Annotated in this window: 21 protein-coding genes; 9 read left to right on the top strand and 12 right to left on the bottom strand. The window is 69.9% G+C overall.

Going from position 1 to position 24408, the window contains the following annotated elements; translation table 11 throughout:
• Positions 1-21 precede the first annotated feature (21 nt).
• The 5 genes from OXI49_00700 to OXI49_00720 are packed head-to-tail and all read left to right on the top strand — an operon-like array spanning position 22 to position 5352.
• Positions 22-2466: a PD-(D/E)XK nuclease family protein gene (locus tag OXI49_00700; protein ID MDE2689011.1), complete on the top strand. Its 2445-nt coding sequence runs from the start codon at positions 22-24 to the stop codon at positions 2464-2466.
• Complete coding sequence (locus tag OXI49_00705; protein ID MDE2689012.1) at positions 2463-3506, top strand: hypothetical protein; 1044 nt, start codon at positions 2463-2465, stop codon at positions 3504-3506. The genes OXI49_00700 and OXI49_00705 overlap by 4 nt, the downstream gene beginning before the upstream one ends.
• Entirely contained in the window at positions 3503-4696 is a 1194-nt protein-coding gene (locus tag OXI49_00710) for a hypothetical protein (protein MDE2689013.1), read from the top strand. Before OXI49_00705 ends, OXI49_00710 begins: the two co-directional genes overlap by 4 nt.
• 19 nt (positions 4697-4715) lie before the next feature.
• Entirely contained in the window at positions 4716-4943 is a 228-nt protein-coding gene (locus OXI49_00715; GenBank protein MDE2689014.1) for an AbrB/MazE/SpoVT family DNA-binding domain-containing protein, read from the top strand.
• Positions 4944-4962: 19 nt separating this feature from the next.
• Positions 4963-5352 (top strand): type II toxin-antitoxin system death-on-curing family toxin, encoded by a 390-nt coding sequence (locus tag OXI49_00720; protein ID MDE2689015.1) that lies wholly within the window; start codon positions 4963-4965, stop codon positions 5350-5352.
• On the opposite strand, the gene OXI49_00725 is transcribed toward OXI49_00720, so the two are convergent.
• Positions 5353-6318 carry a hypothetical protein gene (locus tag OXI49_00725; GenBank protein ID MDE2689016.1) on the bottom strand — a complete coding sequence of 322 codons (966 nt, stop codon included), beginning with the start codon at positions 6316-6318 and terminating at the stop codon, positions 5353-5355.
• Positions 6319-6434: 116 nt separating this feature from the next.
• Between OXI49_00725 and OXI49_00730 the strand changes: the two genes are divergently transcribed.
• Positions 6435-8117: an ABC-F family ATP-binding cassette domain-containing protein gene (locus OXI49_00730; GenBank protein ID MDE2689017.1), complete on the top strand. Its 1683-nt coding sequence runs from the start codon at positions 6435-6437 to the stop codon at positions 8115-8117.
• A 16-nt stretch (positions 8118-8133) separates the two neighbouring features.
• Here the strand turns inward: OXI49_00730 and metH are convergent, their stop codons facing one another.
• From metH to OXI49_00745, 3 genes are all read right to left on the bottom strand, one after another.
• Positions 8134-11604 (bottom strand): methionine synthase, encoded by a 3471-nt coding sequence (gene metH, locus OXI49_00735; GenBank protein MDE2689018.1) that lies wholly within the window; start codon positions 11602-11604, stop codon positions 8134-8136.
• Positions 11605-11691: 87 nt separating this feature from the next.
• Positions 11692-12057, bottom strand: coding sequence for a VanZ family protein (locus OXI49_00740; protein MDE2689019.1), 366 nt, complete (start codon positions 12055-12057; stop codon positions 11692-11694).
• Between the two features lie 67 nt (positions 12058-12124).
• Positions 12125-13846 (bottom strand): bifunctional sulfate adenylyltransferase/adenylylsulfate kinase, encoded by a 1722-nt coding sequence (locus OXI49_00745; protein MDE2689020.1) that lies wholly within the window; start codon positions 13844-13846, stop codon positions 12125-12127.
• A gap of 118 nt (positions 13847-13964) precedes the next feature.
• Between OXI49_00745 and OXI49_00750 the strand changes: the two genes are divergently transcribed.
• Positions 13965-15515: a hypothetical protein gene (locus OXI49_00750; protein ID MDE2689021.1), complete on the top strand. Its 1551-nt coding sequence runs from the start codon at positions 13965-13967 to the stop codon at positions 15513-15515.
• 29 nt (positions 15516-15544) lie between these two features.
• The gene (locus tag OXI49_00755; protein ID MDE2689022.1) at positions 15545-16315 is read left to right on the top strand and encodes an SDR family NAD(P)-dependent oxidoreductase; all 771 of its coding nucleotides are present in this window, start codon (positions 15545-15547) and stop codon (positions 16313-16315) included.
• 3 nt (positions 16316-16318) lie between these two features.
• Here the strand turns inward: OXI49_00755 and OXI49_00760 are convergent, their stop codons facing one another.
• The 8 genes from OXI49_00760 to OXI49_00795 all read right to left on the bottom strand — a co-directional run bounded on the left by OXI49_00760 (position 16319) and on the right by OXI49_00795 (position 23522).
• Positions 16319-17752 (bottom strand): amidase, encoded by a 1434-nt coding sequence (locus OXI49_00760; protein ID MDE2689023.1) that lies wholly within the window; start codon positions 17750-17752, stop codon positions 16319-16321.
• A 107-nt stretch (positions 17753-17859) separates the two neighbouring features.
• Positions 17860-18912 (bottom strand): GDP-mannose 4,6-dehydratase, encoded by a 1053-nt coding sequence (gene gmd / locus OXI49_00765; protein ID MDE2689024.1) that lies wholly within the window; start codon positions 18910-18912, stop codon positions 17860-17862.
• Positions 18909-20141 carry a bifunctional 3,4-dihydroxy-2-butanone-4-phosphate synthase/GTP cyclohydrolase II gene (locus tag OXI49_00770; GenBank protein ID MDE2689025.1) on the bottom strand — a complete coding sequence of 411 codons (1233 nt, stop codon included), beginning with the start codon at positions 20139-20141 and terminating at the stop codon, positions 18909-18911. Before OXI49_00770 ends, gmd begins: the two co-directional genes overlap by 4 nt.
• A gap of 38 nt (positions 20142-20179) precedes the next feature.
• Positions 20180-20983 carry an NAD(+)/NADH kinase gene (locus OXI49_00775; GenBank protein MDE2689026.1) on the bottom strand — a complete coding sequence of 268 codons (804 nt, stop codon included), beginning with the start codon at positions 20981-20983 and terminating at the stop codon, positions 20180-20182.
• Positions 20984-20987: 4 nt separating this feature from the next.
• Positions 20988-21716: a TlyA family RNA methyltransferase gene (locus OXI49_00780; GenBank protein ID MDE2689027.1), complete on the bottom strand. Its 729-nt coding sequence runs from the start codon at positions 21714-21716 to the stop codon at positions 20988-20990.
• Positions 21713-22627 carry a polyprenyl synthetase family protein gene (locus OXI49_00785; GenBank protein MDE2689028.1) on the bottom strand — a complete coding sequence of 305 codons (915 nt, stop codon included), beginning with the start codon at positions 22625-22627 and terminating at the stop codon, positions 21713-21715. Before OXI49_00785 ends, OXI49_00780 begins: the two co-directional genes overlap by 4 nt.
• Positions 22624-22911 carry a hypothetical protein gene (locus OXI49_00790; protein MDE2689029.1) on the bottom strand — a complete coding sequence of 96 codons (288 nt, stop codon included), beginning with the start codon at positions 22909-22911 and terminating at the stop codon, positions 22624-22626. Before OXI49_00790 ends, OXI49_00785 begins: the two co-directional genes overlap by 4 nt.
• Before the next feature lie 8 nt (positions 22912-22919).
• Positions 22920-23522: an acyloxyacyl hydrolase gene (locus tag OXI49_00795; protein MDE2689030.1), complete on the bottom strand. Its 603-nt coding sequence runs from the start codon at positions 23520-23522 to the stop codon at positions 22920-22922.
• 11 nt (positions 23523-23533) lie between these two features.
• Between OXI49_00795 and OXI49_00800 the strand changes: the two genes are divergently transcribed.
• Complete coding sequence (locus OXI49_00800) at positions 23534-24406, top strand: glycosyltransferase family 2 protein (GenBank protein MDE2689031.1); 873 nt, start codon at positions 23534-23536, stop codon at positions 24404-24406.
• The last annotated feature ends 2 nt before the right edge of the window (positions 24407-24408 follow it).

Consider the following 24408-nt stretch of genomic DNA (forward strand, 5'->3'; position numbering starts at 1 on the left):
GAAACGGTAGTCTCGCCGCCTATGCCGCCGCGTTTCGACGACGACGGGAGGACGCTCCGGCTGTCCGTGGCGGACCTGCTCGAACACAGCGCCGCGAGGCACCTCGGGTTCGCCAATCGCGGCGGTTTCGAGCGGCTCTGGGTGGGCCAGGCGATCCACAGCCGCTACCAGGAACAGGCGATGGAGCGCGAGCCGAGCTACCGGCGCGAGGTCGAGCTGTCCTTCGAGTTCGAACACCGGGGCTGGAAGATCACCCTGACCGGCCGGGCGGACGGGATCTACCGGGACGCGGACGGCCGTCTGGCGATCGAGGAGATCAAGTCCGTGCGGCCCAACACGGAGCCCTCGCCGGCGCTGCTCGCCACCTACCGCCGGCAGGCCGCGATCTACGCCTGGATCGTCCACCGCTCGGGCGTCGCCGCCGCGCTGCCGGTGCGCGCCGAACTCGTTCTGATCGAGATCGGCACCGCCGGGATCGACCGCCTCGACGTGGAACTCGACTTCGAGGAGCTCGACTCCGACATCCGGCAGCGACTCAACCGGCTCGTCCGCGAGTACGAGTCGGAGAGAGCCGAGCGCCAGCGCCGCGAGCTGGCCGCCGAACGCCTGGAGTTTCCCTTCCACCAGCCCCGGCCCGGCCAGCAGGAGATCATCGACCGCTCCGGCCTCGCCGTCGAGCAGCGCGAGCACCTGCTGGTCCAGGCGCCGACCGGGCTGGGCAAGACCGCCGCCGTCCTGTTCCCGGTGCTCCGCGAGGCGCTGGCGCGGGACCTGCGCGTGTTCGTGCTCACCGCGAAGAACACGCAGCAGGCGATGGCCAACCGGGTGATCGACCTGCTGAACCGTGAGCGCGCCTTCCACGCCCTGCACCTCCGCGCCAAGGCGCGGATGTGCGCAAACGACGAGATCATCTGCCACGAGGACTACTGCCAGTACGCCCGCGACTACTACGTCAAGCTGCAGCGGAGCCAGGTCATCCCCCGGCTGCTCGACGGGCACGGCCTGCTGGAACCGGACACGATCTTCGACGTCTCGAAGGGGGTCCGGGCCTGCCCGTTCGAGATCAGCCTCGAACTCGGCCGGCGGGTGCAGGTCGTGGTCGGCGACTACAACTACGCCCTCGACCCCTTCGTCAAGCTGACCGAGTTTCAGGGCGACGCCGACTTATCCGGCACCGTTCTCATCGTCGACGAGATCCACAACCTGATCGATCGCGGCCGCGGCTACTACAGCCCGGAGCTCTCGGCGGCAAGCTGCCGGGCGGCTCGCGCGGGTCTGCGCCGGGCCGCCCGCGGCACCGAGGGCGGGCCGACCGAGCGCCTGCGGGAACTCTGCGCCGCCCTGGAGGAGCTGATCCAGGGCGAGGTCGACCTGGCAGTAGACACGCCAGACCGCAACGCGGTGGCCGAGGGCGCCGCGCCCGAAGAACAGCTCTGGCGCCTGCGGGCCGCCTTCGACCGGGGCTTCGTGGACTACCTGGAGTTTCGCCGCGACACCCGTTCCTTCGCCGCGAACGACGCCTTCGTCGAGCTCTACTTCGAGCTGCTGCGGTTCCTGAACACCCTCCAGCTCGCCTCGCAGCCGAAGCACGCGGAGTCCTTCAGCTTCCTGTTCCGGCGGATCGACCGGGCGCCCAGCCTGGCCATCCTGTGCAAGGACGCGAGCTCCTTCCTGGGAGCCACGATCAACCGCTGCCGCTCGACGATCGGCCTGTCCGCGACCCTGCAACCGTTCGAGTTCTACCGCGACCTGCTCGGCCTCGACCCGGACCGCACCTCGACCCTCGAGGTGCCGAGCGCGTTCCCGGCCGGGAACCGGCGGGTCGTCGTCGACACCTCGGTCACGACGACCTACCGGACCCGCGACCAGAACTACGGCCCGATCGCCGAGCGGCTGGCCGAGTTCGCCCGGTCCGTGCCGGGGAACTCGATGGCGATCTTCCCCAGCTACCGGTTTCTCGCCGAGGTCCAGGAGCGGCTGCCCGACTGCGGCCGCAACCTGGTCGTCCAGCAGCAGACGACCAGCGAAGCGCGGCGCCAGGAAGTGCTCGACACGCTGACCAGTCCGCTCGCCGGCGACACCCTGCTCCTGGCGGTGGCGGGCGGCGTGTTCTCGGAAGGCGTCGACTACCCGGGCGACGCGCTGCTCGCCGTGGCCGTGGTCGGCCCCTGCCTGCCCGCGGTGACGATGGAGCAAAGGCTGCTGCAGGCCTACTACGACGAGCGCTTCGAGCGCGGCTTCGAGTACGCCTTCGTCGTCCCCGGGATGACCCGCGTGGTCCAGGCCGCCGGCCGGCTGATCCGCTCCGCCGAGGACCGCGGCGTCATCGCCCTCTTCGACCGCCGGTTTCTGCAGCGCGCGTACCGGCGACACCTTCCGGCCGAGTGGTGGCCCGACCCGGTCGACGATGAGGAAGTCGATCTCGCCGGCCATCCGGCCACCACCGCCGCCGCCTTCTTCTCATGACACAGCTCCTCCACCGGATCGAACGCTTCATCCTCGGGGTCGACGGCGACTTCGACGCACTCGCCGCGGCCGCTGCCCGCTTCGGCTACGAGCGGGTAGAGCCGTATCGCCGGCTCTGCGATCGCCGCGGCGTCACTCCCGCCACGCTCGACGACTGGCGCGCCGCTCCGGCCGTGCCCACCTCCGCCTTCAAGTCGCTGCGGCTCGCCGCCGCCGAACCGCTGGAGATCTTCCGAAGCAGCGGCACCACCCGCGGCGCGGAACGCCGGAGCGTTCACTACCACTCCTACCCCGATCTCTACCGGACGGTGATCGACGCCACCTTCGCCGCCGCCTGCCTGCCGGCCGGCTCCGGACGCCTGCCGATCCTCTCCCTCATCCCGGACCGCGCGATCGCCCCCGACTCGAGCCTCTCGTTCATGGCGGCCCACGTCTTCGAGCGCCACGCCGCGCCCGGCAGCGCCTGGGCGGTCTCGAGCAGCGGCATCGACCTGGACCTCGCCTGCCGCTGGCTGGGCGCGCAGGCCGAAGGCGAAGCCGTCCTCGTCCTCGCGACCGCCCTGGCCCTCGTCCTGTTGCTCGACCGTCTCCAGGGCGAATCGGGAGGCGCCATTCGCCTTCCCGCCGGGAGCCGGGTCTTCGAAACCGGCGGCTTCAAGGGCCAGCGGCTGGAGACAACGCCCGAGGCGGTCCGGCGACGCGCCCGCACCCTGCTCGGCCTCGCGCCGGACGCCGTCGTGCGCGAGTACGGCATGACGGAACTGACCAGCCAGGCCTACTCCCGCCCCGGCGGCGAGCGGCTGCGCACGCCGTCCTGGATGCCGTGGCGCGTGCTGGACCCCGACACGCTCGAAGAGGTCGAGGAGGGCCAAACCGGCCTGCTGGCGCTCTTCGATCTCGCCAACCTCGGCTCCGTCTGCCACGTCCTCACCGAGGACCTCGGTGTCCGCGAGGGCAGCGCCTTCCGCCTGCTCGGCCGCGCGAGCGGCGCCGAACTGCGCGGCTGTTCCCTGACCGCCGAGGAACTGGGCGCCGCGTGAGCGCACCCACAGCCACGGTCGTCGCGCAACGGCTGGCCGCGGCCGCGCCGTCCCTCCGCGCCATCCCGGACGACGTTCTGCTCGCCGCCTGGAACGACACGCTCGACGCCTTCCTCGACGCCAACAGCCCGGAGCGCCGCGACCTCGACCCCGGCCTGCTTCAATCCACCGGCCTCTCGCCGGCCGGCCTGAACCACGGCCTGAAGAGCATCGGCGAAGGCATGCTCGAGGATGCCGCGGCCGCCGAACTTCAGCGGCCGCACCGCCAGCGGGATGACGGCTTCAGCCTGGTCGTTCTTCCGGCCGAGCCCCCCGGCCTGATCATCCAGTCCCTCCTGCCAGCGCTCGCGGCACGCGCTCCCGCTCTGTTCAAGTCCTCCCGCGCCGAGCCCCACTTCGCGCCGGCCTTCCTCGCCGCCCTCGGCCGGCGACTACCCAGGCTGCACGACGCCTACGCCGCCGTCACCTGGACCGGCGGCGACGAAGCGGTCGAGACGCCACTCCACGCCTCCGCTCGCCTCGTCGTGGCCTACGGCGAAGAGGCAACGATCGATACCCTCCAGTCCGCCGCCACAGGGCGCCTCATCGCCTTCGGCCCCAGGCTCAGTCTCGGCTGGGTCGGCCCCGGCGCCGACCCGGAGCAGGCCGCCCGCGGCATGGCGCTCGACATCGCGACCTTCGACCAGCGCGGCTGCCTGTCCGTCCACGCCGTGTTCGCCGAACCGGACACCGCCCCCACCTTCGCCGCCGCCCTCGCCGAAGCTCTAAGGGAACTGGCGCTCCAACTATGTCCGGGCCGGAGCAACGCCGCCGACCGTGCCGGCGTCCGCCTCGCCCGCGAGGACGCCGACCTTCGAGGCCTCGACTGGCATGGGGACGCACTCGACGCCGGCACCGTCATCGTCGACCCCGGCCCGCGGATCAGTCCGTCGCCCGGCCTCCGCACCGTCCGCATCCACGCGATCGAAAGTGTCCCGCCGCTGGACGACTGGAGCGGCCGGCTTCAGGGCATAGCCGTGGCCGGCCACCTGCCCGTGACCATCCGCCGTGCCTTCGAACAAGCCGGCGTCTCCCGTTTCGCCCCGGCCGGCCGACTCCAGGCCACCGACGTCACGTGGCGCAACGGCGGCATCGACCTGGCCGCCGAGTTCGCGAACGAGCCCTCGCGAGCACCCCGTGTACGTACATGAATGCTAGGATGTCCTTACCATGCAGAAGCGCCTGACCCGAACCGGAAACAGTCACGCCCTCGTCCTGGACAAGGGAATCCTCGAGGCCACCGGAATCGACAGCGACACGATGCTGGAGGTCTCGACGGACGGCGACGTCATCCTGATCTCCCCGGTCCGTGACGAAGACCGCGTAGCGAAGCTCAAGCGGGGACTGGATCGCATGCACAAGCGCTACGCCGGCGCCTTCCGACGTCTGGCGCAGTAGGACCGAGGCGTTCGGGCGAGTGGAACCGGAGTTCCTCACGCTTGACGAAGCGCTTGCGATCCAGGCAGAGCAGATCGAACGGTACGGCGGCACAGAAGGAGTGCGCGATCACGGCCTACTGGCGTCTGCCCTGGCAATGCCCGCCGCGACATACGGCGGGCAGTTTCTCCATCCGAACCTCTTCGAGATGGCCGCCGCCTACCTCTTCCATCTCTGCAAGAACCATCCCTTTCTGGATGGAAACAAGCGCACCGCACTCGCCGCTTCTCTTGCCTTCCTGTGGCTCAACGATCTCGAAGTGGTGGCCGATCCGGACGAGATCGCGGAACTGGTCCTCGGCGTCGCCGATGGCAGCGTCGGCAAGGCGCAGGTGGCGGTGTACCTGGAGGAGCGTGCTCGCCAGCTGTAGTTACGGTTCCGGCGGCAAGCCCGACACCGTCTCGGCCACCACGCCGTCCTTGACCCGGAACGAGCGCGGCAGCGTCCGGTAGAGCGGCGCCAGAAAGGTCGGCGGCGCTTCGCGGATCTCGAAGGCGGGGCCGTACGACCAGAAGAACGCCCGGTTCTCGTCCGGCGTCGCGGAGCTCAGGACCCACATCCGGCCGCCGGCGAAGACGTGCTGGTTCAGGCCGTCGACGGCCTTGCCGAGGTCCTCGTCGAGGTCGGCGATGACCAGCCAGTGCTCGCCTTCCTCCAGTTCCGGCACGACCGTGCTCAGGCAGAGCCGGCTGTCGCCGTCGCCGCTGCAGATCTCGTCGATCGTGAGGTCGGGCTTCAGCCGCGTCGCGAGGTTGTCGAGCGGGAGGTCCGGCGCGGCGCGGGCGAAGGCGAGCAGCCCCACGGTCAGGGTGCCGACGACGGCGAGCCGGATCCAGGGTGCGCCCCCGGCCGCGCGCCGGCCAAGGAACGCCAGCGCAAGCGCCGGCACCATGAGCGCCAGGTCCTGCCAGAACGCCTCCGCCGGCGTCCGCTCGACCAGGTTGCCGAAGCAGCCGCAGCCGGCTTCGTCCTCGGTCGCGATGCCCCGCAGGTCGCGGTAGTAGGCGCGGCCGGTGAGAAACAGGAAGAAGGCGACGAGGAGCGCCGAGGGCCCGAGCACCCACACCCGGCGAAGCCCCAGGATCAGCGCGCTGCCGAGACCCATCTCGAGCGCCAGCGCGATCGCGGTGACCACGACGGCCGGCAGCAGGAAGTCGAGGCCCTCGATCTCGACCAGCTTGACGAACGCCTGCGGGTCGAGCGCCTTGACGACGCCACCGAACACCAGCACGGCGCCCAGGAAGGCGCCTCCGGCCCAGCCGACGACGGGGAGCACGGAGTCCAGCGTCCCGCCCGGCGCCGCCGCGCGGGTCTTGCGGCGCACTTCACTCGGCATGGCTCACCGTCACCTCTTTGCCGCCCATCCCGTTGTTATCCTGACTCGCCGCCCCGCCGCTCGTTCCGCCCCGCCGTCGCCCGGGCGGGACGCTCTACAACCGCGCAGACTAACGCATGATTTCCATCTCCAACCTCGCCAAGAGCTTCGGCGAGCAGACCCTGTTCGAGGGCGCGACCGTCCGCTTCGCCAAGGGCGAGCGGTACGGCATCGTGGGCTCGAACGGCTCGGGCAAGTCGACCCTGCTGCGCATCCTGAGCGACGAGGAGCCGGCCAGCGAGGGCTCGATCTCCATCCCCAGGCGCTGCCGGCTCGGCGTGCTGAAGCAGGACCACTTCGAGTACGAGGAGGTGCCCATTCTCGACGTCGTCATGATGGGCAACGCCGAGCTCTGGGACGCGATGGTCGAGAAGGACCGCCTGCTCGAGCGCGCCGACGAGCACTTCGACGGCGACCGCTACGCCGAACTCGAGGAAGTCGTGATGCGCTGGGACGGCTACTCCCTGGAGTCGCGCGCGGCCGAAATCCTGGAGGGACTGGGAATCGACACGGAGGTCCACCGGGAGCCGCTGTCGATCCTCTCCGGCGGCTTCAAGCTCCGGGTGCTGCTGGCCCAGACGCTGGCCGCCGCCCCGGACGTCCTGCTGCTCGACGAACCGACGAACCACCTCGACATCCTGTCGATCCGCTGGCTCGAGAAGTTCCTGACCGACTTCAAGGGGGTCGTGGTCGTCGTCTCCCACGACCACCGATTCCTCGACAACGTCTGCACCCAGATCCTCGACATCGACTACGAGGCGTTGACCGCCTATCCCGGCGCCTACTCCAACTTCGAGCAGAAGAAGGTCGAGGAGCGCGCCCGCCGGGAGGCCGAGATCGCGCAGCGCCAGCAGGAGATCGACCACCACCAGAAGTTCGTCGATCGCTTCCGCTACAAGGCCAGCAAGGCCCGGCAGGCCCAGAGCCGCGTGAAGCTGATCAACCGGATGACGATCGAGCCCCTGCCGCAGAGCTCGCGCCGCTACCCGCTGTTCCGTTTCGACTCCCGCCGTCCCTCGGGCAAGCGCGTGCTGACGCTCGACGACATCTCGAAGAGCTACGGCGACAACCAGGTGCTCGAAGACGTCTCGCTCGAGGTCGGCCGCGGTGAACGGGTCGCGGTGATCGGCCCCAACGGCATCGGCAAGTCGACCCTGCTCAAGATCGCGCTCGGCGAGGTCCGGGCCGACGCCGGCGAGGTGGACTGGGGGTACGAGACCCACCCCGGCTACTTCGCCCAGGACCACCGCCAGCAGTTGCTCGACAGGGACGGCGCTGAACGGAAGACGGTCGAGAGCTGGCTCTGGGACTGCTGCCCGGGCGAACCGATCGGCTTCGTCCGCGGCCAGCTCGGCGCCGTCCTGTTCACGAAGGACGAGGCGATCAAGCGGATCGGCAGCCTCTCCGGCGGCGAGGCCGCGCGGCTCCTCTTCTGCCGCCACGTCGTCCTCAAGCCGAACGTTCTCGTGCTGGACGAGCCGACCAACCACCTCGACCTGGAGGCGATCGAAGCGCTGATCGAAGGCCTGTCCTCCTATGAGGGCACGCTGCTCCTCGTCTCCCACGACCGCTGGTTCGTGAGCCGCCTCGCGACCCGGATCATCGAGATCTCGGACCAGGGCGTGAACGACTTCCTCGGCAGCTACGACGAGTACCTGGAGCGCCTGGGCGACGACCACCTCGACCGGACGGCCGCGCTCCAGCGGGCCAGGCAGGAGAAGCGGGAAAAACGGGAGAAGAAGGCGGCGGCGCGGGCTTAGGTGAATCCCGCTCCCTTCACACTCCGAAGTAGCGCGCGTCGGGATGATGGAACACGAGCGCCGAGACGGTCGCCTCGGGGTCCATCATGTCGCCCTCGGTGAGTTCGACGCCGATGTCGGCCGGCTCGAGCGCCGCGAAGAGCTGGCGCTGGCCGGCGAGGTCCGGGCAGGCGGGGTAGCCGAACGAGTAGCGCTTGCCGCGGTACCTCGCGGCCAGGCGTTCGCGCGTCGTCATTTCCGGCGGGTCGGGGAAGCCGAGCTCGGCGCGCAGCCGCTGATGCAGGAGCTCGGCGGCCGCTTCGGCGGTCTCCAGCGCCAGCGCGGCGTAGGCGTGGCTCTTCAGGTACTCGCCTTCGCGCTTGAGGCGTTCCGCCGTCTCGCGCACGCTGGCCCCCGCGGTGACGACGAAGAGGGCGACGTGGTCGCCGGCCGGCAACACATAGTCGGCGAGACAGAGCCCATCCCTGCGCGGCTGCCGCGGCAGCAGCCACTCCGCCGCCGCTTCGCCGCCGCCCGGCTCTAGCAGGATGAGCTGGTTGCCCTCGCTGCGCGCGGGGAAGAACCGCCACGCGCCGCGCACCTCCATCGCTTCCCGGGCGAAGTCCTTGAGTTCCTCGACCACCGCCTCGACCTTGAGGAGCTTGGGATCGCCGGCCGCGCGCAGGCGCTCCACCGAGCCCTTGAGACCGAGGTGCTTGGCGTAGAGCATTTGCAGGTTGAGGTGCGGCCACACGTCGTCGAGATCGAAGCGCGCGGCGTGCCGCTCCAGATCGGGCGGCACGGGAGGCGAAACGTCGACGCGCACGGTCGAACTCCGCCGCTCCGCCGCCGGCGCCGCCTTCGCCCCCGCGCCGGTCCGCGCCGGCGCCCGGTCCCGCTCGCGGAGAGCCTCGATCCGCTCGAGCACCTCGCCCCGGCGGTCGCCGTCGCAGAGCCGTTCGATCAGATCGAGGCCGCTCATCGCGTCGCCCGCGTAAGTGCAGACGCCTCCGTATTCCGGGGCGATCCGGTTGTGGGTGAACCGCCGGGTCAATGCCGCCCCGCCCACGACCAGGTCCGTGTCGATGCCGCCGTCCCGCAGGTCGCCGGCGGTGGCGACCATCTGCTGGGCGCTCTTGACCAGCAGCCCGGAGAGGCCGATCACGTCCGGGCGGTGCTGCCGTGCCGCCTGGATCAACTGTTCGCTCGGCACCTTGATCCCCAGGTTGGCGACCTCGAAGCCGTTGTTCGTCAAGATGATATCGACGAGGTTCTTGCCGATGTCGTGGACGTCGCCCTTGACGGTGGCGAGGATCACCCGGCCGCGGGTCATGCCCTCCAGGCGCTCCATGTGCGGTTCGAGGTGGTCGACGGCCGCCTTCATCACCTCGGCGCTCTGCAGCACTTCGGCCACGATCAGCTCGTTGGCGTTGAACAGCCGGCCGACCTCCGCCATCCCGGTCATCAGCGGTCCGTTGATGATGTCGAGCGGTTCGGGCCAGCGGGGGTCGGCGAGCGCCGCGTCCAGGTCCGGGCGGAGCCCCTCCTTGCTGCCCTCGACCACCGAGCGGGAGAGCCGCTCCGGCAGGGGCAGCAGATCCCGCGGCGCCTGTTCCTGCCAGCCCTTGCGCTCGCGGAACGCGGCGGTGAACGCCTCGACCGCCCGCTGTCCCGCCTGGACCTCGCCGGGCTCCAGCTCGAGCAGGGCCTCCGCCAGCACTCGTTCCGCCACCGGGATCTCGGCGTAGCGGGCCAGCCCCTGGGTGTTGACGATCGCCGCGTCCAGACCCGCCTGGGTACACCGGTAGAGGAAGACCGAATTCAGGATCTCGCGGCCCGCGAGCGGCAGGCCGAAGCTGACGTTCGAGATGCCGAGGATGGTCCGCGTACCGGGGAACGCCTCCCTTACGCCACGCACGCCCTCGATCGTCGCCCTGGCCGAACCCAGGTAGGCCTCGTCGCCCGTGCCGCAGGGGAAGACGAGCGGATCCCACCAGATCTCCTGGGCCTCCAGGCCCCACTTCCCGGTCAGGAGCTCGTAGGACCGGGAGGCGACTTCGAGCTTCCGCTCCACGGATACCGCCATGCCCTGCTCGTCGATCAGGCCGACGACCACCGCGCAGCCGAACTCCTTCGCCAGCGGCACGACGCGCTCGAAGCGCTCCAGCCCGTCCTCCAGGTTGATCGAGTTCAGGATCGACCGTCCCTGGCACCAGGTCAGGGCGCGTTCCATCACTTCGTGATCCGTGCTGTCGATCATCAGCGGCACCTTGACGCGGCGCACCAGCCGTTCCAGGAACCGCTCCATGTCGGCGATCTCGTCGCGCTCGGGATCCTGAAGGCAGACGTCGACGACCTGGGCGCCGCCTTGCACCTGGGCCCGCCCGACCTCGGCCGCCGCCTCGTACTCGCCCTCGCGGATCAGCCGCTTGAACTTGCGACTGCCGAGGACGTTCGTGCGCTCGCCGACCAGCAGCGGCCGGTTGTCCTCGGTGAGTTCGACCGCGTCGAGCCCCGAGACGAGGCAACGGCCGTGGTCGGCGGGGCGCCGGGGCGCGCGGCCGCGCACGAGGTCGGCGAACTCCTCGATGTAGTCCGGCGTCGTGCCGCAGCAGCCGCCGACCAGGTTCACCCAGCCATGGTCCAGGAAGCGGGAGAAGACGGCCCGGAAGTCATCCGGCGTCTGGGTGTAGCAGCCGTCCTCGTCCGGCAGGCCGGCGTTCGGCACGCAGCCGACCCGCGTGCGGCAGATCTCGGACAGCGCGCGCAGGTGATCGAACATCTGGTCGGGGCCCGTGGCGCAGTTGAGCCCCACGTAGAGCAGGTCGCGGCGGTCCCGGTGCAGAAGCGAGGCCATGAGCGCCTCGACCTCCTGGCCGCCGAGCATGGTGCCGGTCGTCTCGATCGTCACCGACACCGCCACCGGCAACCGGAAGCCCAGCTCCGCGAACGCCAGCTCGATGCCCAGAAGCCCCGCCTTGACGTTGCGCGTGTCCTGGCAGGTCTCGAGCAGGAGGTAGTCGGCGCCACCCGCGGCGAGACCCAGTGCCTGGACCTGGAAATCGTCTCGCAACTGCTCGAAGGTAACGCCGCCGGTCACCGAGATCGCCTTCGTCGTCGGCCCCATCGAACCGCAGACGAAGCCCTCGCGGTCCGACTCGGCGCAAGCCTGCCGGGCCAGCGCGGCAGCACGGCGGTTCAGTTCGAACGCCCGCTCCCCGAGACCGTACTCGGCGAGTACCAGGGGCGTTCCCCCGAACGTGTTCGTTTCCACGATGTCGGCCCCGGCCTGGAGATAGCGACGGTGAACGTCGAGCACGACGTCCGGCCGGGTTTCGACCAGAATCTCGTTGCAGCCCTCGAGTTCCTCGCCGCCGAAGTCGCCGGGTCCGAGGTTGGCCGCCTGAAAGGCCGTGCCCGTGGCGCCGTCCAGCACGAGGATCCGCTGCTCGAGGGCGGCGACGAGTGCGCTCTCGCGGGCGGCGCGGTCCTGGGGCAGGGTGTTCACTTCGTTCGTTTCCGCGGCTGGTCGTTCAGCCGACAGGGGACGCTAGCAGCGGAGGTGCCGGCCGGAAGACCGGCGCACCGACAATCCCTACCGCTGGAGTCGGGGCCAAAGCCTGGTGGCGAGCACGACGCCGGCGGCGACGCCGACGGCGTCGGCGACCAGGTCCATCCACTCTCCCGATCGATAGCCGAGCAGCATCTGGGCGACCTCGATGGCCCCACCATAGGCGACAGCGCCGGCCGCCGCCAGGAACACGCGGCGGGCCCGGCCCGCGCGGGCCGCCTGTCCGCACCAGACCCAGGCGAGAAGGGCGAACAGCACGCCGTGAGCGACCCAGTCCCAGGGCGCCTCCGCCGCCACCCGGGGCGCGTCGCCCAGGAACAGGGCAAGCAGTCGCACCAGACCCCTCTCCAGGGGATCCGCGAACAGCGGCGCGGGCAGGAGCAGAAACAAGGCGATCGCGCCGGCGACGCCGACCGAGAGCAGCCGCCAGGTGGGCGCGAGGCGCCGTCGGGGAGAATCAGCGCGGTCCGACGAACCCCTCCTTCTCCAGGTGAAGGATGACCTGCTGCGCGGCCTCCTCGGCTGAGATATCCGTCGTGTCGATGACCATGTCCGGATTCTCCGGCACCTCGTAGGGGTCCGAGATGCCGGTGAACGCGTCGATCAGTCCCGCCCGGGCCTTCGCGTAGAGGCCCTTCACGTCGCGCTCCTCGCAGACGTCGAGCGGCGTCGCCACGTGAACCAGGATGAACCCGCCTCCGGCTTCGATCATCTCCCGCACATCCTGACGCACGTTCTCGTACGGCGCGATCGGAGCGCAGATGGCGATGCCGCCGTTCTTCGTGATCTCCGAAGCGACGAAGCCGATGCGGCGGATGTTGATGTCCCGGTGCTCCCTGGAGAACCCCAGTTCGGACGACAGGTTCGTCCGCACGATGTCGCCGTCGAGCAGGGTCACGGGCCGGCCGCCGGCCTCGAGGAACTTGACCAGCAGAACGTTGGCGATCGTCGACTTGCCGGCGCCGGAAAGCCCGGTGAAGAAGACGGTGAAGCCCTGACTGCTGCGCGCCGGGTGGCTGCGCCGCAGCTCCCGGGCCACCTCCGGAAACGTGAACCACTCCGGGATCGGAAGGCCCCGGCGCAGCCGGCGTCGGAGGTCGCTGCCCGAGATCGACAGCGTCCGTTCCCCCTCCTTCACGTTGTCGACCGGTTCGTACGAATCCCGGTCCTCCACATAGACCATCATCCGGAAGGGGACCATCTTCACGCCGAGCTCCGCCTCGTGCTCGACCATCAGTTCCTGCGCGTCGTACGGACCGTAGAAGGGTTCGCCGGAGGAGTCGACTCCGGGGCCCGCGTGGTCGCGGCCGACGATCAGGTGGGTGCAGCCGTAGTTCCTGCGGATCAGCGCGTGCCAGAGCGCCTCGCGCGGACCGGCCATCCGCATCGCGAGAGGCAGCAAGGCCAGCTCGGCGGTGTGGCGCGGATAGTGGCTCAGAACCCTGCGGTAGCAACGAACGCGCGTGTAGTGATCGAGGTCGCCCGGCTTCGTCATGCCGACGACCGGGTGGATCAGCAGGTTCGCCTCCAGGTCCCGGGCCGCCCGCAGGGTCAGTTCGAAGTGCGCCCGGTGCATCGGGTTGCGGGTCTGGAAGGCGACCGCCGTCTTCCATCCGAGTTGCGCGAACCGTTGCCGCAACTGCTGGGGCGTCTTGCGCAGTCCGGGGAAGTCGTAGTGCCGCGGCGGCTGGACCCCCTCGATCCTGCCGCCCACGGACACCGTGTTCGTCCGCTGGTAGAGATGGGCAACGCCGGGATGGGCCTGGTCGAGAGTCCCGTAGACGAGCTCCGCCTCCTTGCGCCGGTCGTGCTCCCAGACGTCGTCCACCGTGAGCACCGCCAGCGCCAGACCCTCCAGGTCGCGCAGAACCAGCTTCGATCCCGCTTCCAGCCCGCCGGCGGCCTCCGGCGTGACGTCGAGGGTGATCGGAATCGGCCACAGCTCCCCGGATGGAAGGCGCATCGTCTCGCACACGCTGTCGAACGCGGCCCGATTCATGAACCCGTCGAGCGGCGCGAATCCGCCGCACATCAGCAACTCCAGATCGCAGATCTGGCGCGGCGTCAAGGTCCAGGAGGGCCACTCGCGCGAACCCTCCCGCAGTTCGTTCAGGCGTTCCGGTCCGGCGATCAGCGGCCGCGGCGTGCCGCCGCGCCGCGCCAGTTGCGGCTCGGTCATCATCTGCTCCGTCGACGTCGTCGTAGTGCGGCCCAGCAGCGCCGGCCGGGCTGGGACTCTAGCAGCCCGCTAAGGTTCCGTCCTTACCAGCCGAACGGATCGGCCCCGGGGAGCAACCATGGTCTGGGAGCGAGAGATCGAGGAACTGAGGCGGCGCCGCGAGTTCGCCCGGCAGATGGGCGGCGAAGCCGGCATCGCGGAGCAGCACCGCCGCGGCAAGCTGACGATCCGGGAACGTCTCGACGCGTTCACGGACGAGGGTTCGTTCCAGGAGATCGGCGAACTCGCCGGGGTGGCCAGCTACGACGGCAACGACCTCCAGGACGTCCGGCCCTCGAACCGGGTCATCGGCCTCGCCCGCCTGAACGGCCGCCGGGCGGTTCTGAACGGCGGAGACTTCACCGTGCGCGGAGGCGCCTCCGACGCCTCGATCGGCGACAAGAGCGGCCACGCCCAGAAGCTGGCGCTGGGCTGGCGCCTGCCGTACGTGCGGCTCCTGGACTCGACCGGCGGCAGCGTCAAGACCTTCGAGAAGATCGGACGCACCTACATCCCGACCAACCCCGCCACCCCGGGCATCGAGGACCTGCTCTGCAGGGTGCCGGTCGTCGCCGCCGTGCTTGGCTCGGTGGCCGGGCTGCCCGCGGTCGAGGCCTGCCTCGCCCACTTCAACGTGATGGTCAGGGGCACGAGCCAGGTGTTCCCGGGCGGCCCTCCGGTGGTCAAGGCCGCGCTCGGCATCGACATCACGAAGGAGGATCTCGGCGACGAGCGCACCCAGGTGTTCGGCAGCGGCGTGATCGACAATCTCGCCGACTCCGAGGAAGAGGCCTTCGCGATGCTCAAGCAGTTCCTGAGCTACCTGCCGGACAGCGTCTGGCAGATGCCGCCGCGTGGCGACACCCACGACGAGTCGGAACGGCGCGAGCCGGCGCTGCTGTCCGCCATTCCGCGCGAGAAGAACAAGGCCTACGACCCGAGAGCGATCCTCGACGCGGTGCTCGACCGCGACTCCTTCTTCGAGATCACCCCGCACTACGGGCGCTCGCGCATCGTCGGCCTCGCCCGCGTCAACGGCTATCCGGTCGGCACGATGATCAACAACCCGAGCTATCTCGGCGGCTCGATGAACGTCGCCGCCGGCACGAAGGTGATCCGCTTCCTGCAACTCTGCGACACCTTCCACCTGCCGATGGTCTACTTCGCCGACGAGCCCGGCTTCATGGTCGGCCCCGAGCAGCAGCGCCAGGGGATCGTCCGCGCCGGCGCCAAGATGCTCTGCGCGACGCTTCGAACCCGCATGCCGTGGCTCACGATCGTCATCCGGCAGCTCTACGGCGTCGCCGGGCAGTGCCATGACCGGCCGAGCGGCATGTTCCGGCGCGTGGCGTGGCCGTCCGGCCACTGGGGGTCCATGCACATCTCGGGCGGCGTGACCGCCGCCTACCGGCGCATCATCCGGGAGTCCGACGACCCCGCCGCCAAGCAGAAGGAGATCGAGGACCGCCTGGAGGCCCTGGCGTCGCCGTTTCGCACCGCCGAGGCGTTCAACATCGAGGAGATCATCGATCCCCGCGAGAGCCGGCCGATGGTCTGCGACTTCATCGACACCGCGCAGGCGGTTCTCGAAACCCAGCTCGGACCCAGTCCGACGCCGTACATGCCGTAGCGCACCGCGAGGCGAAGGAGGCCCCATCCATGCCGATCGTCGACCACTCCATGAACGGACAGGTGGCCCTCATCACCGGTGGCTCCAAGGGCATCGGTCGGGCCATCGCCCTCGCCTTCGCCGAGAACGGCGCCGATGTCGCGATCACCGCTCGAGGTCTTGAAGCCCTCGACGCCACCGCCAGCGAGTTGCGGGAGCTCGGCAACCGCGTCCTGGCGATTCCGGCCGACGTCGGCAACACCGAAGCGGTCGAGGCGCTCTACGAGCGGGTGGTCGCCGAACTCGGCGGCATCGACGTCCTGGTCAACAACGCGGCCAGGGGTGGCGGCAGGGCGATCTCCAAGCTGAAGGAGGACGTCTTCCAGCGGGTGATGGCGGTCAACCTCTGGGGACCGATCCGGCTGTCGCAGCTATGCAGGACGACAATGCAGGACCGCGGCGGCGGGATGATCATCAACATCGCCTCGAACGAGGGCCTGCGGGCGTCGCCGGGTCTGGGCATCTACCCGCCGTCCAAGGCCGCGCTGATCAACTTCACGGAGCTGATCGGCAAGGAGTGGGCGAAGGACGGCATCCGCGCCGTCGCCGTCGCTCCCGGCCTGTGCCGGACGGAACTCGCTGCCGGCCTGGTCGAGATGGTCGAGAAGAACGACATCGCGATCAACCCGATGCGCCGCATCGGCGAGCCCGAGGACATCGCGGCCCTGGTGTTGACCCTGGCGACGCAGGCAGGCCGGTTCGCGACCTCCACGACCTACGTCCTGGACGGCGGCGAACTGAGCGCGGGACCGCTCGGCTGAGCTTCAGACCTCCGGATGGCGCAGGTGCCAGTCGGTGGCCTGCTCGTAGGCGTAGGCGAGGCGGCAGAGCGTCGGTTCGCTGAGGTCGCGGCCGACGAACTGCAGGCTGTGGGGCGCACCCGCGGCCGAGAAGCCGCACGGCACGGAGATCGTCGGCGTGCCGGCGAAGTCGGCGGGCACGGTGAAGAGCTGGATGCTGCCAAGCGGCGGATCGAAGCTCCCCGCGAACGACTCCAGGGCCTCCCTGAACGCCCCGACCGTGTCGTACCCCATCGCGTCCGTCATCGGCAGCGCGGCGACGTTGGAAGGGCAGACCAGCGCGTCGACGGTCGACAGCATCGCTTCGAACCGCTCGCTGAACGCCGAGCGCCGTGCGGTCGCCTCCGCGTACGCCTCGTCGCTCACCTGCGAGCCGAAGGCCAGGAACTCGCCGAAGTACGGCCCGTAGTCCGCGGCACGTTTGGGGTAGGTCGCGGCATGCGCCCGGACCGCCTCGTATGAACAGAGCGGCCACCAGTCGTCGAAGGGCGCCACCGGCATCTCGACCTCGGTGACCTCGGCGCCCAGGCCGGCGAGAACCTGCAGCGCCTCCTCCACCGCAGCGGCGACCGCGGGGTCGACGCCCTCCGAGGCGTACCGCCGGTCGAACCCGAGCCGCATCCCGGCGACATCGCCGTCCAGCATCGGCAGGATGGGAGGCATCGGCGCCTCGAGAGAGGTCGGATCGTTCGCGTCGAAGCCGGCGATCGCTTCCAGCATGATCGCCGCATCGGCGACGGTCCGCGTCATCGGCCCGACGTGATCGAGCGAGCCCGCGAGTTCGAGCACGCCGTAGCGGCTGACCCGCCCCCAGGTCGGCTTGAGGCCGACGATGCCGCACTGGGCGGACGGAAAGCGGATCGATCCGCCGGTGTCCGAGCCGAGCGAGCCGAAACAGAGGCCCGCCGCCGTCGCTACGCCCGAGCCGCTCGACGACACGCCTGTCCACAGACCTTCGTCCCAGGGGTTGACGGGGATGTCGAAGTCCGGGTGGTAGGCGCCCATCGCGCCTTCGGTCAGGTTCAGCTTGCCGAGCAGAACGGCGCCGGCATCGGCCAGCCGCTCGACCACGGTCGCGTCGTACCCGGGGACGAAGTCGGACAGGACCGAGAGGGCGCCCATCGTGCGCACGCCCTCCGTGTAGCAGAGGTCCTTCACGGCGATGGGGACGCCGTGCAGCGGCCCCCGGTAGCGACCGGCCCCGATCTCGGACTCGGCCGCCCGGGCCGCGGCCAGCGCCTCGTCGGCCATCACGGTCGCGTAGCTCCTGAGCCGTCCGTCGACGGCGGCGATCCGGTCCAGCATCGTCTCGGTCAGGGCGACCGGCGAGAGTTCGCGGGCCTCGATCAGGCGCGCGACGTCGCGCAGGCTCATGTAGTGGATCGGTACGTCACTCATCGAACTTCCTTCCAGCGGCGTTCCGGCGGACCGCTCGTCCGCGGCGCAGGACCCGAGCAACGGCACGGCAGCGCCGGTTCCGATCAGCCCAAGGGCCCTGCGGCGCGTCAGCCGCATCCGACGGCTTCGAGATCCGCGTCGACCATCATCTCGACCAGTTGGCGAAAAGCGACGCGCGGGCGCCAGCCGAGACGCTCCCGGGCCAGACCCGCGTCGCCGCGCAGCGTCGGGACCTCGGCCTTCCGGAAGTGCCGGGAATCGACCGTGACCAGCACCCGGCCATCCTCCGCTACGCCCTGCTCCTCCACGCCCTCGCCACGCCAGGCGAGCGGCATCCCGGCGCGTGCGAAGGCGATCTCGCAGAACTCGCGGACGCTGTGGGTCTCGCCGGTGGCGATGACGTAGTCCTCGGGCGCCTCGGCCCGCAGCATCAGGCGCATCGCCTCCACGTAGTCGCCGGCGAAGCCCCAGTCACGGCGCGACTCCAGGTTGCCGAGCGCCACGCCTTCCTGCAGACCCGCCCGAATCCGGGCCGCCGCCAGGGTGATCTTCCGCGTGACGAAGCTCTCCCCCCGCCGCGGCGACTCATGATTGAACAGGATGCCGTTCACGGCGAACAGGCCATGGGCCTCGCGGTAGTTCCTGGTGATGTGGAAGCCGTAGGCCTTTGCCGCCGCGTAGGGACTGCGCGGGTAGAAGCGCGTCGTCTCGCGCTGCGGCGATTCCTCCACCAGGCCGTAGATCTCGGATGAGGACGCCTGGTAGAAGCGCGCCTCCGGCGCGTGCCGCCGGGCCGCCTCGAGCAGGCGCAGGACACCCAGGCCAGTGACCTCGCTGGTAGCCCCCGGCAACTCGAAGGAGACCTGGACGTGGGACTGCGCTGCGAGGTTGTAGATCTCGTGGGGCCGCACTTCGCCGACGGCGCGGTGCAGGGACGACGCGTCCGTTAGATCGCCGGAAATCAGGCGGAGCCGCCGACCCAAGCCGCCGCGGCCTTCCAGCAGGTGGTCGATGCGCCGGGTGCCGCCGGTCCGGGCCACCGGCCGCACCAGCCCCCAGACGTCCCAACCCTCCTCGAGCAACTGCTCTGCGAGATAGGAACCGTCCTGACCGGTCACGCCGGTGATCAGAGCCCGCCCCGCGGCGGCGTCCCCGCTCAAACCAGCTTCAGCAGGTGGCCCATCTTGTCCCGCTTGACCCGGAGGTACTCGCGGTTCGCCTCGGTCGGCTCGATCTCGATCGGCACCCGTTCGACGATCTCCAGGCCGTAGCCGGAGAGGGCGATGTACTTGGTCGGGTTGTTCGTCATCAGCCGCATCCGGCGAACGCCGATATCGCGAAGAATCTGCGCCCCGATGCCGTAGTTGCGGAGGTCGGCCTTGAACCCGAGCCTGTGGTTGGCCTCGACGGTGTCGTGCCCCTCGTCCTGCAGATCGTAGGCGCGCAGCTTGTTGAACAGGCCGATGCCCCGCCCCTCCTGCAGCAGGTAGAGCACGACGCCCTCTCCCTCCTCGGCGATCGTCTCGAGGGCACGGTGCAACTGGACGCCGCAATCGCAGCGCTCGGACTGGAAGACGTCGCCCGTCAGGCACTGGCTGTGGACGCGCACCAGGATGTCCTTGTCCGGCTTCGGCTCGCCCAGCACCAAGGCAACGTGTTCCTCGCCGGTGAGCTCCGCGCGATAGGCGAAAGCCCGCATCGGACCGTAGAGCGTCGGCATGGTCGGAGAGGCGATGAGTTCCACCAGGCTCTCGTGCTTCAGCCGGTAACGGATCAGGTCCGACACCGTGATCATCGGCAGGTTGTGCAGGCGGCTGTACTCGACGAGGTCCGGCACCCGGGCCATCGTCCCGTCCTCGTTCATGATCTCGCAGATCACGCCGGCGGGCACCAGCCCGGCCAGCGTCGCCAGATCGACCGAGGCCTCCGTCTGGCCGGCGCGCTTCAGCACGCCGCCGCGCTTGGCGCGAAGCGGGAAGACATGGCCCGGCCGCAGCAGGTCCCGCGGCTGCGTGGCGGGGTCGATCGCGGTGGCGATCGTCGCCGCCCGATCGGCCGCGGAGATGCCGGTCGTGACCTTGCCGCGGGCCTCGATCGACACCGTGAAGGCGGTCTCGAAGGGCGCCGTGTTGTCCCGGACCATCAGCGGCAGGTCGAGCTCGTCGCAGCGGTCCTCGGTCATCGCCAGGCAGATCAGCCCACGGCCGTGGGTGGCCATGAAGTTGATCGCGTCGGGAGTCACTTTCTCGGCCGCGATCGCCAGATCGCCCTCGTTCTCCCGATCCTCGTCGTCGACGATGATCACCTGTCCGCCGTCGCGGAAGACCTCGATCGCTTCCTCGATCGGCGCGAAGAGAGATGGTTCCCGCGCGTTGTCCCGCTCCTTCATGACAGCGATCGTACCAGCGGGAGCCGCAACTGTGGGCGTCACTCGCCCCAGCGGAGCTTGCTGCGCAAGGCGTCGTAGTGGGTCTGGCCGTCGACTCTGGCGAGCAGCGCCTTCGACTCTGAGGCGGTCACGACCACCCGGTCGCCGCCATGCAGCCGGGCCCCCTCCTGGCCGTCCAGCGTGAGATAAACCTCCTCGTCCAGGCTGCCCAGGGTCATCGCGATCGTACTCCGCTCCGGCACCACGATCGGCCGCATCGACAGGGTGTGGGGCGAGATCGGTGTCAGCAGCGCGACCGGCAGCGTCGGGTAGAGAATCGGCCCGCCGGCGGACAGGCTGTACGCCGTCGATCCCGTCGGCGTCGACACGATCAGGCCGTCCGCCCGGTAGCGGGCCACCGGCTCGCCGTCGATCTCGACCGCCAGGTCGATCATCCGCGCCAGGGCACTCTTGTGCACAACCGCGTCGTTGAGCGCGCGGTAGCGCTCCATGCCGCCCGCCGCGTGCCGCAACTCGACGTCCAGGAGCAGTCTCTCTTCGACCTCGAACCGTCCTTCGAGGATCGCCCCCAGGTTCTTGTACAGCCGGTCGAGACCGATCTCGGCCAGGTAGCCGAGGCTGCCGAGGTTGACGCCCACGATCGGCACGCCCGGCCGGCTGCGCGCGACCGAGAGCAGCGTGCCGTCGCCGCCGAGGACGACGATCAGCCCCAGGCCCGGCGCGTCGACGTCGCCTATGGCCGTGCCGCGCTCGCGAAGCCAGCTCTCCACATCGGTGGCGGTGGCGGCCGCCCGCCCGCTGTCCGGCTTGGCAACGACCGCGACTTCCTGGATCCTGGTCACGATCTCATGTCCTGAAGTGGGCGAAGATCTCGCGGTTGCCTGCCGGTCCCCGGAGGTCGCAGTCTACCGAGGCTCTGAACTCGAGCCCCAGTGCGCCCAGTTCGGCGATCCGCCGGGCGGCGACGTCCCGCCGCAGTTCGTCGTCCCGCACGACGCCGCCCTTGCCGACCTGATCCCTGCCCACCTCGAACTGGGGCTTGATCAGGACCAGCACGTCGGCCCCTGCGGCGAGGTGCGGAAGCAACGCCGGCGCCACCTTGACGACCGAGATGAAGGAGACGTCGACGGTGGCGATCCGGCAGGTCTCGGGCAGGGCGTCCGATGGCAGGTGGCGGGCATTGATCCGCTCCATGACGACCACCCGAGGGTCGTCTCGCAGACCCGCGTCGAGCTGGCCGTAGCCGACGTCAACGGCGTAGACCCGTGCCGCTCCATGCGCCAGCAGGCAGTCCGTGAAGCCTCCGGTCGAGGCGCCGACATCGAGACAGACAGCGCCTGCCGGGTCCACGTCGAACGCGTCCAGCGCCTGCTCGAGCTTGCGGCCGCCCCGTGACACGTAGGGTTCAGCGCGGCCTCGCACCTCGACGGCGGCGGCGCCAGACACCGCCGTCCCCGGCTTGTCCCGGCGCTCCCCGTCGACCCAGACCCAGCCAGCCATCACCGCTCGCTTCGCCTGCTCCCGGCTGGCGAACAGCCCGCGCTCGACCAGCAGTTGATCGAGCCGCCGCTTCACGAACCGCGGTGGACCAGGAAGGCGACCAGGGCCCTGAACAACTCGCGACCGGAGGGTAGACGCTCGATCAGCGCCAGGCAGCGCTCCGCCGCCTGCAGAGCCTTCTTCCGGCTGCCCTCGACGCCGAACAGCCCTGGGTACGTCAGCTTCCCGGCCTGCCGGTCCTTGCCGGGCGTCTTGCCGAGTTCTTCCGAGCTGCCGACCTCGTCCAGGATGTCGTCGCCGATCTGAAACAGGAGGCCCAGCTCGGCGCCGATCCGCCCGAGCTGCTCGATCCCCTCAGGTCCCGCGCCCGCGTAGACGCCGCCGAGCCGCGTACTCGCCTCGATCAGGGCCCCCGTCTTCAGACGGTGAATCCGTTCCAGCGAGGCGACGGCCCCCTGGCGTCCTTCCTCCGCGCGGCCGTCCAGGTCACCCTCGTGCCGGAGATCGAAGACCTGGCCGCCAATCATCCCCGCCGTGCCGACCGCGTCCGCGACCACCCGGACCGCCTCCAACCGCCGTTCGGGCGGCGCTGAGGCCGGTTCGCGGCCAAGGACCTCGTAGGCCCGGTTCAGCAGCGCGTCGCCGGCGAGCACCGCCATCGCCTCTCCCCGCGCCCGGTGCAGGGTCGGCCTCCCCCGCCGCAGGTCGTCGTCGTCCAGGGCCGGCAGATCGTCATGGATCAGGCTGAACGTGTGAACCATCTCAAGGGCCGCTCCGCCCGTCAGCAGGTCCTCGCGGGAGCCTCCGCAGGCTTCGCCGGCCAGGACGACCAAGGCCGGCCGGACCCGCTTCCCGCCCGCGAACACGCTGTACCGCATCGCCTCGTGGACTTCCGCCGGCTCGGTGCCCGCGTCAGGCAACAGCCGGTCCAGCGCCTCGTCGACCTCCGGTCTGAGGGCGGAGAGGAAGGAGGGGAAGTCGTTCACGCGCCGGGCGCCTGCCCGCCCTCTTCGGCCGCTTCCGGCAGAACCTCGGGCGCCGGCAGAGCCTCGGCCACCAGCATCACGGGCACGTCGCTCACGATCGGATAGACGAGACCGGATTCCCGGCACCAGAGCCCCTCGGAGACCTCGGGTTCTTCCTCGCCGAAGTGCTCCCGGTAGCGGGCGACGAGCCGCCCGCACACAGCGGCCGGCAGCGGGACGACCTGAAGCGCCCCCTTCGACCTGGGGCACACCAGAAGTTCGAGCAGTTCCGGATCCACAGCCACTTTGCGCGCTACCTCGACCAGCGAAGAAGGAGGGAGTTCATTCCCGGGTTGCGACGATAGTAGGACGAGTTGGACATATGGAAGAAGCCGAAGCTCAGGCGCGACCCGTCCCGCAACCGCCGTCCGATCGCGATCCCGGTGCGAAACTCGAACTCGCCGCCGATGTCCTTGCCGTCCCCCTTCTCGTAGAAACCCACGGAGGTACCGGTGTCGATGAACCAGAAACGCCCGAGGTTGATCCGCTGGTCGGTGCCCGCGTAGAGGAAGAACGACTCGTCGAGAGTCACGAAAACGCCCACATGGGGACCCAGCCCCAGGCACCAGTCGGTGGCGAAACGGTGCTCGATGCCGACCTCGACGGTCTCATGGCCCCTGCCGAAGTCGGTCACGCCGGTGCTGACTCTCAGACCGGCCTCGTCCGCGCGGCTGGGCCCGGCATGCTCCGAGTCCGCGTTGCAGGCGAAGGCGGGCGGGGCCGCCAGGCTCCCCAGCAACGCCAGCAGCCCCAACAACGGCAACCGGGCAAACGGCAGCCCCAGGAAAGACGGCAGAAGCGGCGCTACGTTGCGGGGACCGGGGTAGCGCACGGCCGCGTAGCCTACCCTCCGCATACAATGCGCGCGTGGACGGAACGCCGGCAGACGGGGGGCGGCCGCCGATTTCGGCCCTGGTGACCACCTACAACGAGGAACGGCACATCGCCGACTGCCTGGCGTCCCTCAACTGGTGCGACGAAGTGCTGGTCGTCGACTCGTTTTCCACCGACCGCACTCCCGAGATCGTGCGCGGCTGCGAGCGCGCCCGCTTCGTCCAGCGGACCTACTACGGTTCCGCGTCACAGAAGAACTGGGCAATGGACCAGACCCAGAACGAGTGGGTGCTGATTCTCGACGCCGACGAACGCTGCACCGCCGAACTCCGGGCCGAGATCACGGCGCTGTTCCGAGACGGAGAGCCGGCCCACGACGCCTACACGATCAAGCGCCGCGTGTTCTTCCTGGGCAAGGTGATCCGTTTCTCGGGCTGGCAGCACGATCGCGTTGTCCGCCTGCTGCGCCGCGACGCGGGCCGGTACCCGAACCGCCGCGTCCACGCGGACATGCTGACCCGGACGCCAGCGCCGGTGCTCCGGCGCCCCATGGACCACTTCATGGTCGACGACCTGCTCTCCTACTCCCGGAGGATTCAGCGCTACAGCTGGTGGGGAGCCGCCCAGCTCTGGCGCGACGGCCGCCGGTCCGGCGCCGCCGAGGTCCTGGGGCGCTCCCTTTGGCGCTTCCTGCGCACCTACGGCCTGCAGTTCGGCGTGCTCGACGGCATGCGCGGCCTCGTGTTCTGCCTGCTCCAGGCCTACGGCACCTACCTCAAGTGGTCCTACGTCTGGTCCTGGCAGGTGAACCAGAAGCGCGGCATCGAGCCGCCGCTGCCGTCCTTCGACGACAGCAAGAGCACCTGGCGGGGTCTGACCGAACTCGAGCCCGGGACCGCCAAGTAGCG

It is taken from the genome of Acidobacteriota bacterium (genome assembly GCA_028875725.1).
Classification (GTDB): domain Bacteria; phylum Acidobacteriota; class Thermoanaerobaculia; order Multivoradales; family Multivoraceae; genus Multivorans.